This is a genomic window from Hydrogenophaga sp. (genome assembly GCF_051007235.1).
Classification (GTDB): domain Bacteria; phylum Pseudomonadota; class Gammaproteobacteria; order Burkholderiales; family Burkholderiaceae_C; genus Hydrogenophaga.
The window spans coordinates 1-11409 of the sequence record NZ_JBPCSJ010000360.1; the positions used below are offsets into that span (position 1 = coordinate 1).

Annotated in this window: 8 protein-coding genes; 6 read left to right on the forward strand and 2 right to left on the reverse strand. The window is 68.1% G+C overall.

What is annotated here, in order from left to right; all coding sequences use genetic code 11:
* Both ACR2JA_RS12945 and thiD read right to left on the reverse strand, forming a co-directional pair.
* On the reverse strand, positions 1 to 799 hold a 799-nt coding region (locus ACR2JA_RS12945), incomplete at its 3' end, for a glutamate-1-semialdehyde 2,1-aminomutase (protein WP_434009492.1).
* Positions 800 to 805: 6 nt separating this feature from the next.
* Complete coding sequence (gene thiD, locus ACR2JA_RS12950; RefSeq protein WP_434009493.1) at positions 806 to 1750, reverse strand: bifunctional hydroxymethylpyrimidine kinase/phosphomethylpyrimidine kinase; 945 nt, start codon at positions 1748 to 1750, stop codon at positions 806 to 808.
* Positions 1751 to 1896: 146 nt separating this feature from the next.
* Here thiD and ACR2JA_RS12955 point away from each other — a divergent pair, with 146 nt between their 5' ends.
* The 6 genes from ACR2JA_RS12955 to ACR2JA_RS12980 form a co-directional block, all read left to right on the forward strand.
* Positions 1897 to 2070, forward strand: coding sequence for a rubredoxin (locus ACR2JA_RS12955; RefSeq protein ID WP_310568269.1), 174 nt, complete (start codon positions 1897 to 1899; stop codon positions 2068 to 2070).
* Between the two features lie 85 nt (positions 2071 to 2155).
* Positions 2156 to 2551, forward strand: coding sequence for a response regulator (locus tag ACR2JA_RS12960; RefSeq protein WP_434009494.1), 396 nt, complete (start codon positions 2156 to 2158; stop codon positions 2549 to 2551).
* Positions 2551 to 2916, forward strand: coding sequence for a response regulator (locus ACR2JA_RS12965; RefSeq protein WP_434009495.1), 366 nt, complete (start codon positions 2551 to 2553; stop codon positions 2914 to 2916). Before ACR2JA_RS12960 ends, ACR2JA_RS12965 begins: the two co-directional genes overlap by 1 nt.
* Before the next feature lie 30 nt (positions 2917 to 2946).
* Positions 2947 to 3483 carry a chemotaxis protein CheW gene (locus tag ACR2JA_RS12970; protein WP_434009496.1) on the forward strand — a complete coding sequence of 179 codons (537 nt, stop codon included), beginning with the start codon at positions 2947 to 2949 and terminating at the stop codon, positions 3481 to 3483.
* Between the two features lie 85 nt (positions 3484 to 3568).
* The gene (locus tag ACR2JA_RS12975; protein WP_434009497.1) at positions 3569 to 5821 is read left to right on the forward strand and encodes a methyl-accepting chemotaxis protein; all 2253 of its coding nucleotides are present in this window, start codon (positions 3569 to 3571) and stop codon (positions 5819 to 5821) included.
* Positions 5822 to 5849: 28 nt separating this feature from the next.
* Positions 5850 to 11409, forward strand: a 5560-nt coding sequence (locus ACR2JA_RS12980; RefSeq protein ID WP_434009498.1) for an Hpt domain-containing protein, incomplete at its 3' end; no start/stop codon positions are given.

Consider the following 11409-nt stretch of genomic DNA (forward strand, 5'->3'; position numbering starts at 1 on the left):
TCATGTCGGGCTCGAAGCCCGGGATCAGCGAAGCGTAGTGACCCTGGGCGCTGCCCAGACCCACGCGGAAGCCGGTCATCACCTCGTCGAACACGAACAGCGCGCCGTGCTGCGTGCTCAGCTCGCGGATGCGTTTCACGAACGGCACGCTGGCACGCACGAAGTTCATGTTGCCAGCGATCGGCTCGATCATCACGCAGGCGATGTCGGCGCCGTGTTCGGCGAACGCGGCTTCGATCTCTGCCACGTTGTTGTATTCCAGGACCAGGGTGTGTTGCACCACCTCGGGCGGCACGCCGGCGCTGGTCGGGTTGCCGAAGGTGGCCAGGCCCGAACCGGCCTTGACCAGCAGCGCGTCGGCATGGCCGTGGTAGCAGCCTTCGAACTTGACGATGGTCTTGCGGCCGGTGGCGCCTCGCGCCAGGCGGATCGCGCTCATGCCCGCTTCGGTACCCGAGCTGACCAGGCGCACCATCTCCAGGCTGGGGACGAGCTTGATGATCTCTTCGGCCAGTTCGATTTCGCGTTCGGTTGGCGCGCCGAACGAGAAGCCGTCCAGCGCGGCCTTCTGCACCGCTTCGAGCACGGCCGGGTGGCCGTGGCCCAGGATCATCGGGCCCCAGGAACCGATGTAGTCGATGTACTTCTGACCGTTGGCGTCCCAGAAGTACGCGCCCTGCGCGCGCTGCACGAAGCGCGGGGTGCCGCCGACGGCGCGGAAGGCGCGCACGGGCGAGTTCACGCCGCCGGGGATCAGCCGCTTGGCGCGTTCGAACAGTTCAAGGTTGCGGTCGCTCATGGGAGTTCAGTGTTTGGTGGTGTCGAGGGGAAAGTCGCCGGCGTCCAGCGCGCTGTCGGGTGCGCCGCCGGGTTCGCTTGGTTCAGGATCGTTGTCTTCGTCGCTGTGGGCCCAGAACAGGCGGTCCGGTATGGCGTGTCCCATGCCCGGCTGAAAGCCCGCGTCCAGGCACTGGTCGAGGTAGGTCAGCGCTTCGGCGCAGGCGGCCTGCAGGTCGTTGCCACCCGCGATCAGCGCGGTCAGCGCCGCCGAGAGCGTGTCGCCGGCGCCGCTGAAGGTGGCTTCGAAACGCTCGTAGCGCGCAGTGGCCAGCACCGTCTCGGGGCTGGCCAGGTGGCTTTCCAGGTACTGGTCGGCCGCGTTGAAGCCGGTGACCAGGGTGTAGGGCACGCCGTGCACCGCGGCGGCACGGGCCACCTCGCGGGCGTTGGGCGGGCGGTCGCCTTCCCATTCGGGCAGCAGCCAGCGGCACAGCGTGCTGTGGTTGCCCACCAGCACGGTGGTCTGCGGCAGCATCAGTTCGGCAAAGGCGTCCAGGTAGGTCTCGATGTCCACCTCGTCCCACCACGACAGGTCGGGCATGTAGGCGATCACCGGCACCTCGGTGTAGTCGGTGGCGATCTCGGCGATGGCGCTGAGGTTTTCCGGGCTGCCCACGAAGCCGACCTTGAAGGCCTGCACCGGCATGTCTTCCAGCGCGGCGCGGGCCTGGTCGGCCACGGCTTCCTCGTCGAAGGCGATGTGGTCGTGCACCTCCGACGTGTCGCGCACATAGGTGCCGGTGACCACCGACAGCACATGGGCCGAGGCGCTGGACATGGCCGTCAGGTCGGCGCTCAGACCACCGGCGCCGCTGGGGTCGTTGGCGTTGAACACCATCACGCAGGGGAGCGAGACCTGTTCGGCGGCGTCATCCGCCTCGGGCGTGCGGGTGTCGGTGGGTGGGGTCATGGGTGCTGGGGAGGGGTGTTCGGTGCGCGTGGCAAGGGAGGTGGTGCACGCCTGTCGCCCCTGGGAACCGCCTGCGGATTTGCTCCCTGGCCGGGGCGCCGTGGCTCTATACAATCGCCGCATTCTAAGACAACACCCTTTAAAAGATGAGCGACGCCAAGACGTGGATGTGTCTGATCTGTGGCTGGATTTACGACGAAGCCACCGGCGATGCCGAGCACGGCATCGCGCCCGGCACGCGGTGGGCCGACGTGCCAATGAACTGGACCTGTCCTGAATGCGGCGCCCGCAAGGAAGACTTCGAGATGGTGCAGATCTGACGCGGTCAGCGTCTTTGCTCCAGCCGGCGCCTGCCGATGTCCCCTTCCCCGTCAACCCCGACCTGATGCCTGGAGCCCCACTGCCGTGAGCACGACGCCTGCCCTCAAAGTCCTGGTGGTTGACGACAGCAACACCATCCGCCGCAGCGCGGAAATCTTCCTCAAGCAGGGCGGTCATGAGGTCTTGCTGGCCGAGGACGGTTTCGACGCCCTGGCCAAGATCAACGACTACCAGCCCGATCTGGTTTTCTGCGACATCCTGATGCCGCGCCTGGATGGCTACCAGACCTGCGCCATCATCAAGCGCAACGCCCGCTTCGCGAACATTCCCGTGGTCATGCTGTCGTCCAAGGACGGCGTGTTCGACAAGGCCCGCGGGCGCATGGTCGGCTCGCAGGAATACCTCACCAAACCCTTCACCAAAGACCAGCTGCTGCAGGCCGTGCAGCAGTTTGGCGCCCACCTCACCGGAGCCGCGTGATGACGATCAAAAACATCCTGGTTGTGGACGATTCCAAGACCGAACTGATGGTGCTGTCGGACCTGCTGGGCAAAAATGGCTACAGCGTGCGCACCGCCGAGAATGCGGAAGAGGCCTTTCGTCGGCTTGGCGAGGAAAAGCCGGAACTCATTTTGATGGACGTGGTGATGCCCGGTCAGAATGGATTTCAGTTGACCCGGGCGATCGCCCGCGATCCTCAGTATTCGAGCATTCCCATCATCATGTGCACCAGCAAGAACCAGGAATCCGATCGGGTCTGGGGCATGCGTCAAGGTGCACGCGACTACGTCACCAAGCCGGTGAACGCAGAAGAATTGCTCTCCAAGATCCGCGCGCTCGGCTGAGCGCGCCAGCCGCACACCGCCCACCCGAGCATGGCCAACCGTCAGTCACTCAAAGAACTGCAAGAGCGCCTGGCGCAACGGTTGACCGCCGCCAAAACCGAAGCCGCCACCGCGTCCTGGCTGGCGGTGGAGGCCGGTGGCGAGCGTATCCTGGTGCCACTGGTGCAGTCGGGCGAAATTTTCCCCTGGACCACCGTGCAGGCCGTGCCGTACACCAAGTCCTGGTACGCGGGTGTGGCCAGTCTGCGGGGTGGTCTGCACGGCGTGGTGGACCTTCCGGGCTTGATCGGCGCTGCCCAAGTGACCAAGGGGTCGGCACTGGAACGGGTGACCTCCGAGACCCGTCTGGTGAGTCTGCACGCGGCGCTGGGCGTCAACGCCGTGCTCTGGATCGATCGCCTGCTGGGGTTGCGCAACCCGATCATGTTCAGTGCCATCGCACCTCGACCGCCACAAGCGCCGCCGTATTTCGCCCGCTGTCTCATCGACCACCAGGGGCAGACCTGGCAGGAGCTGGACCTGCAGGCCCTGGTCACGGATCCCGGCTTCCTGGCCATCGCGGCCTGACACCAGCCGCAGCCGGGGCTCGGTGCTGCCCGGTCTGCGCCTTGTTTGACATTGCACGTTGCTCATCAGTTGGAAGGTTTTTTTCATGGCCATGCTTGATCGATTCCAGGGACTGTTCAAGAAAAACGGTGCCGACGAGCCCGACCTGAGTCGGGCGTCGAATCAGGACATCGCCGAGCTGGCGGCTGCGCGGCTGGCGCCCGATGGGGCCGACCAGCCGTTCGCCGAGAGCCGCATGCAAGGCGAAGACAGCCAGCTGTCCGACGAATCGGGCGTGGTGTCGGTGCCCTTGCTGGGTCGCAAGCCGGCCGACCAGCACCGCCGTCTGCTGACCATGCTGCTGGGTGTGTCCGTGCTGGTGCTGGCGGGCGTGATCTTTTATGTGCTGAGCCAGACCAACAAGGCCAGCCAGCAGCTGGCCGCCAGTGGCCAGGCGCTGATGCAATCGCAACGGCTGGCCAAGAGCGTGTCGCAGGCCCTGGTGGGCAGCGTCGCGGCTTTCCCAGAGGTCAAGGAAAGCGCCGATGTGCTGACCCGTTCGGTGCGCGGTCTCAAGAGCGGGGACGGCGATCTGGACATCCAGCCGCTGGGCGGCGCGTTTGGTGACGAACTGGATCCGCTGTTGCCCAAGGTGGACAGCGCCGAGCGCAACGCGGCGGCTGTGTTGACCCAGCAAAAGATCCTGACCCAGGTGGGTGACGCCCTGCGCCTGATCAACCGCCAGTCGTCCGACCTGCTGGAAATCGCCGAAACGGTGTCGTCGCTCAAGCTGCAGCAGAACGCGCCGGCCGCCGAAATCTCCGCCGCTGGCCAGCTCGTGATGCTGACGCAGCGCATCGGCAAGTCGGCCAACGAGTTCCTGACCATGGAAGGCGTGAGTCCGGAAGCGGTGTTCCTGCTGGGCAAGGACCTGAACACCTTCAAGGAAATCACCGATGGCCTGCTCAAGGGCAGCGCGGAATTGCGCCTGGCGCCCACCAGCGACGCGCAGGTGAAAGAACGACTGGAAGCGCTGCTCAAGCTCTACGAGGAAACGCGCACGCAGGCGGGGGCCATCCTGGGCAACCTGCAGGGCCTGGTGTCGGCGCGCGAGGCGCAGGCCGCCATCGTGGCCGACAGCGAGCCGCTGCGCGTAGGCCTGCAACAGCTGCAGGACCAGTTGTCCAGCCGTGCCGGTCTGGGCGGTGGTCAGCTGGTGGCGCTGATTTTGTCCACGCTGTTCGCCCTGGCTTGCGGTGCCGGTCTGGCCTACGTGCAGCTGCAGGACAGCCGCCAGCGCCAGCGCGTGGCCGAAAACCAGAAGCTCGCGGCGGAATCGCTGGAGCAGGACGCCAAGCGCGTGAACGATGCCAACCAGGCCGCCATTCTTCGCCTCATGAACGAACTGCAGACGGTGGCCGAAGGCGACCTGACGCAGGAAGCGACCGTGACCGAGGACATCACCGGCGCCATCGCCGACTCGGTGAACTACACGGTGGAAGAACTGCGCTCACTGGTGGGCAACGTGCAGGCCACGGCCACCCGGGTGGCGCAGACGACGTCGGCGGTGGAAAGCACCTCGACCGAGCTGTTGGCCGCTTCCACCGAACAGCTGCGCGAGATCCGCGAAACCGGCCAGTCCGTGCTGGACATGGCGCAGCGCATCAACCAGGTGTCCGGGCAGGCGCAGGAATCGGCCCAGGTGGCCCGTGCGTCGCTGCAAGCCGCCGAGTCGGGTCTGCAGGCGGTGGAAGACGCCATTGGCGGTATGAACGCCATCCGCGACCAGATCCAGGAAACCTCCAAGCGCATCAAGCGGCTGGGCGAGTCGTCGCAGGAGATCGGTGAAATCACCGAGCTGATCTCGGACATTACCGAACAGACCAACGTGCTGGCCCTGAACGCCGCCATCCAGGCCGCATCGGCCGGTGAAGCCGGTCGTGGCTTCTCGGTGGTGGCCGAAGAAGTGCAGCGCCTGGCCGAACGCTCGGCCGATGCGACGCGCCAGATCGCGGCGCTGGTGAAGGCGATTCAGACCGACACGCAGGACGCGGTGGCCGCCATGGAGCGCTCGACCCAGGGTGTGGTGGAAGGGGCCAAGCTGTCGGACAACGCCGGCAACGCGCTGACCGAGATCGACCGCGTGTCGCGCCGTCTGGCCGAGCTGATCGAACAGATCTCGAGCGCCACGTCGCGCGAAGCCGAATCGGCCAACGAAGTGGCTGGCAACATCCAGCACATTTTTGCGGTGACCGAACAGACCGGAGAAGGTACCCGTTCGACGGCCCAGCAGGTGCGCGAACTCTCGGCCATGGCCGAAGAGCTGCGCCAGTCGGTGGCCCGTTTCAAGATCGCCTGACGCACCACGGCGCTGACCGTTTCACACCATGCTCGATACCCGCCCTGGTTCCCTCACCCCGGACGCGCCGCTGGAAGACCTCGGGCCCCTGGCCTGGGTGTTCGAGGAGCTGCGCAAGTCGCTCGATGGGGCCACCAAGGCCATCAAGCGCTTCGTGCGCGAGACCGAGCAGTCGCGCCACAGCGATCTGGAAGCGGCCGATCCGGCTTCGCTGCGCATCGCACGCCAGCAGCTGCACCAAGCGGTGGGCGCGCTGGAGATGGTGGGGCTGGGCGCGCCTGCGCAGGTGCTGCGCGCCATGGAAGCCGCGGTGCAGCGCTTTGTGCAGAAACCGCAGCACTGCACCGAGGAGGCCGCCGGCAAGGTCGAGCGGGCCAGTTTTGCCCTGGTCGAGTACCTCGAAGCCGTGCTCAACAACAAGCCGGTGCAGCCGGTGGCGCTGTTCCCGCAGTACCGCGATGTGCAGGAACTGGCCGCCGCCGAACGCGTGCACCCGGCCGACCTCTGGCCGTTCGAGCAGCGCGGCCAGAATCTGGCCGCGCCGGCCGATGCCAAGCCCCTGCAGCCCGAGGCGCCGTTGCGCTCCATGCTCGACCGCCTGGTGCTGCTGCTGGTCAAGACCCAGAGCCACGCGGCGGCCCAGCAACTGGCGCGCCTGAGCGCTGGGCTGTCGGCCGGCGCCACAGTGCCCCGCGTCACCACCTTCTGGCGCGTGGCGGCCGCCTACTTCGAGGCGGTCTCGCTGGATTTGCTGCCGCCCGACGCCTACGTCAAACGCGCGGCCTCGCGCATCCTGCTGCAGTTCGCGGCGCTCAGCCAGCCGAAGACGGCGGGTGAGGTGTCCGAAACCCTGCTGCACGACCTGCTGTTCTTCTGTGCGCAGGCCCGGCCCGCGCCCGAAGGCAAGGCCCTGCAACTGGCGGCGGTGCGCCAGGCCTTTGGCCTGGGCGACGCCGCGCCGGTGGACTACACGCAAGCCTCGCTCGGCCGTTTCGACCCGGCGGTGCTGGTGCAGGCGCGCAAGCGCATCAACGCGGCCAAGGAGTCGTGGTCGCTGTTTTCCGGCGGTGACGTCAACCGTGCCCGCCAGGTGGTCGACCAGTTTGGCCTGATCGGCGACTCTCTGATCAAGCTGCACCCGGCCAGCACTGCGCTCGCGCAGTCCCTGGTGCGCGCGGTGGACCAGGCAGCACGCGAACCCGGCGCTCTTCGGCCCGAGCTGTCGATGGAAGTGGCCACGACCACGCTGTACCTCGAAGCGGCGTTCGAAGACTTCGACCCGGCCCACCACGAACTGAACGACCGCACGCAGGCTCTGGCCGAGCGCCTGGACCGGGTGATCGCCGGTGAGCCCGCCCAGCCGCTGGACGCCTGGATGGAGCAGCTCTACCGGCGCGTGAGCGACCGCCAGACCCTGGGCAGCGTGGTCGGGGAAATCAAGGTCTCACTGGGCGAAGCGGAAAAGTCGCTCGACCAGTTCTTCCGTGCGCCGCAGGAAAAGGCCGGACTGCACGTCGCCGTCTCGCAGCTGGCGCAGATGCGTGGCGTGCTCTCGGTGCTGGGGCTGGACCAGGCGGTGCAGACCGTCACGCGCATGCGCACCACGGTCGAGCAGATCCTGGACACCGAGGTGGACGAAGCCCTGGCCCGCGAGGCTGGCACTTTCCAGCACCTGGGCAACAACCTCAGTGCGCTGAGCTTCCTGGTGGACATGCTCAGCTACCAGCCCGCGCTGGCCAAGAAGCTGTTTGTGTTCGACGAGGCGCTGGGCGAGCTGGTGCCACTGATGGGCCGCACGGTACACGCCAACACCCCGTCGCAAGCGCCTGCGGACGAGGCCCAGGCCATCAGCGCCGATGTGCAGCAGGTGGTGGAAGGCGCCCAGTCGTCGATGGACCTGGCCGACCTCAGCCAGCAACTCGATTCGCTGGCCGACCGGGCTTCGCTGGCCGAGCAGGACGGCGTGGCCAAGGCCGCGCGCGACGCGGCGCAGGCCCTGGTGCAGCGCGACGTGGCCGCGGGTGCGCAGGCGCTGGTCGAGCTGTCGCAGACCGCCGCGCCGGTGGCGCAGGTGCCTGCGCCCGCCCCGGCAGCCGAGCCTGTGCACGACGACGAAGACGACGAGCTGCTGGACATCTTCCTGGAAGAAGCCCGCGAGGTCGTGGCCAATGGCCGCAGTGCGGTGCGCCAGTTGCAGGAGCAGCCGGCCGATCTGGAGCACCTGACCACGCTGCGCCGTGCGTTCCACACGCTCAAGGGCAGTTCCCGCATGGTCGGGCTGAACGAGTTCGGCGAGGCTGGCTGGGCCATGGAACAGGTGCTCAACGCCGTGCTGGCCGAGCAGCGTCCGGCCGCGCCGGGGCTGCTGCAGTTGTCCAACGAAGCGCTGGACCGCTTTGCCCTGTGGGTCGACGACATTGCTGCCCACCAGGACGGCGCCTGGAAGGCGCAGCCCTTCCGCGCGAGCGGCGAGGCCTGGCGCAACGAGGGCCGTTACCAGCCCCTGGTGGCGACATCCACAGCGGTCGCCGTTGAACCGCAGCCCCAGGTGCCGGCGCCGGTGCCAGCAGAAGCCGAGGCTGACGAGCTGCCGATCATCGAGAGCGCGCCCCTGCCAGCCGACGGGTTGCCGTCTGGCGAGCCCGACGACGTATCTGGCATGGCCGAAGCGGCGGCTGGCTGGGAACCTGGCGAAGCGGACCGACCGGCGTTTGCCGAAACCACGCCGCTGGACATCGACTTCGATCTGGTCGAGGCCGAGCCCTTGCCAGAGCTGCCGGTCGAGTCTGTGCCCCTGCTGGCCGACATCGATTTCAACAGCCTGGCCCAGGTGTCCAACGTGGCGCAGGCCGCGGCACCAGACGCAGAGGCAGACGGGGCCGCCGACGCCGTGCCGGTGGATGGCGCCGATCGCGTGCCTTCGATGTTTGACGACATCACGCTGGACTTCGACGCCATGCTGCCGTCCGCGGGTGAGCCGGCGCCAGCGTCGGCCGATGCCGTGCCGGACTTGGTGCTCAGCGGCCACGCGCCGCTGGCTCCGGACGCTGCTGAGCCGCCAACGGACGGCGCAGAGTGGGCGGGCGAACGGGCCGAGCCGGCGGACGCCGAGGCTGAGCTCGAGGCGTCCGTGACACCGGAGCGGGTCGAGCCAGAGGTCGAGGTGGAGCTGGAGGCCGCCGAGACCCCTGTTGAAACCGAAACCGTCGCCGCGACGGCGCGGGACGACACGCCCGACGCGTCGGAGGCCGAGCCGTCCGGGTTCGAGGACATGCCGGACGAGCAGACCAAGGTCATTGGCCCGCTGCGCATCGGCATCAAGCTCTACAACGTGTACCTCAACGAGGCCGACGAGTGGTCGCGTCGCCTGTGCAACGGGCTGGCCGAATGGGCACTCGAACGGCACGAGCCGGTGCACGACCAGGCCGAAGCGCTGGCGCACTCGCTCGCGGGCGCGTCGGCCACGGTCGGCTTCCAGCCGCTGTCGGACATCGCCCGTGCGCTGGAGCACGCGATTGGCACCGTCAGCCTCCATCAAGAGGCCGGCCACCCCGCCAGCGCCGAACAGGCGCAGCTGTTCGTTGATGCGTCGGAAGACATCCGCCGCCTGCTGCACCAGTTCGCCGCCGGCTTCTACAAAGAACCCAACCCCGAGCTGCTGGCCGCGCTCGAGCGTGTGATCCACACGCCGGTGCCCATGGCCGATGAGCCGCTGGAGGCGTCCGCGACCGGAGCCGATGACGGACTGGACATCGTGCTCAACACCCAGTGGGGTGTGGCGCCGGTGCCCGCGCCGCCGGTGGTGGTCGCCGTGGCGCCCGACGAGGTGCCGTCGGCGTTCGCCCCGCCCGATTTCGAGTCGTCCACATTTGGCGGCGACACCACCGAGTTCGCACCGCTGCCCGCCGTACGCAAAGGGGTGGTGCAGGACATCGACGACGACATCGACGCGCTGGACACCATCGACGTCGACCTGTTCCCGATTTTTGCCGACGAGGCGCAGGAACTGCTGCCACAACTGGCCGGCGCCCTGCGCCAGTGGGCGGCCCGCCCCGACAACACCAGCGCGCGCGCCGAGGTGCTGCGCAACCTGCATACCCTCAAGGGCAGTGCCCGGCTGGCCGGCGCCTTGCGGCTGGGCGAGATGGCCCACCGCATGGAGACCGATGCCGAACGGCTGGGTTCGGACCACTTGGTCAGCGCCGACATCGAGCCCCTGACCGCTGCGTTCGACGCCATCGCCGCGCGCTTTGACCTGTTGCGCAACACCGACCCGGCTTCGCACGGCGTGCTGCAGACCGCGCCCGAGCTGGCCCCCGCCGGTGTGGTGTCGCTGGCCGAGGTGCTGCAGCCCATGCCCGCGGCCGAGCCCATGCCCGAGCCGCTGGACGAGGCTCCGGTCGACGACGCGGTGACCGCTGTCGCCCTGCCAGACGCCGCCGCGCCAACCCCCGCCGCTGCGACCGTGCCCAGCACCGGCCTCACCGGCCTGGCCCTGCCGCAGGCCCCGGTGCCGGCGGCCACGCGCGCTGGCGCCGCCGTGCGCGTGCGCCCCGAGCTGCTGGACCGCCTGGTCAACCAGACCGGCGAGGTGATGATTTCGCGTTCGCGCATGGAGTCCGAACTGGTCACCCTGCGCGGCTCGCTCAAAGACCTGACGGGCAACCTGGACCGCTTGCGCCAGCAGTTGCGCGACCTGGAACTGCAGGCCGAAACCCAGATGCAGTCGCGCCTGGCGCAGGCGCGCGACGCGGACCAGTCGTTCGACCCTCTGGAGTTCGACCGCTTCACCCGCGTGCAGGAACTCACCCGCATGATGGCCGAGTCGGTCAACGACGTGGCCACCGTGCAGCGCAACCTGCAGCGCGCGGTCGAATCGACCGAAGACGGCCTGGTGGCCCAGGCGCGCCAGACGCGCGAGCTGCAGCGCGACCTGCTGCGCACGCGCATGGTGGAGTTCGAAGGCATTTCCGAGCGCCTGTACCGCGTGGTGCGCCAGGCGTCCAAGGAAACCGGCAAGCAGGTGCGGCTGGACATCTTCGGTGGCCACATCGAAATGGACCGTGGCGTGCTCGACCGCATGACCGCGGCGTTTGAACACCTGCTGCGCAACAGCGTGGTGCACGGCATCGAGGCACCCGACACGCGCCTGGCCTTGGGCAAGCCAGCCGAAGGCCGCATCGACATCCGCCTGGCGCAGGAACTCAACGACGTGTCGGTGGTGTTCGAGGACGACGGCGCCGGCCTGGACCTCGTGCGCCTGCGCGAGAAAGCGATCGCCCAGGGCTTTGTCGAACAAGGTGTGGTGCTCGGCGATGACGAGGCCGCGCAGCTGGTTTTTACCCCTGGCCTGAGCACGGCCAGCGAGGTCTCGTCGCTGGCCGGCCGCGGCGTCGGCATGGACGTGGTGCGCAACGACGTGGTCGCCCTCGGCGGTCGCATCGAAACGTCCACGCGGCCCGGCAAGGGCGCCCGTTTCAAGCTGGTGCTGCCGCTGACCACCGCGGTGACGCAGGTGGTGATGGTGCGCGCCGGCGCCTTGACCATGGGCGTGCCGTCCAACCTGGTGGAGGTGGTGCGCCGCCTGA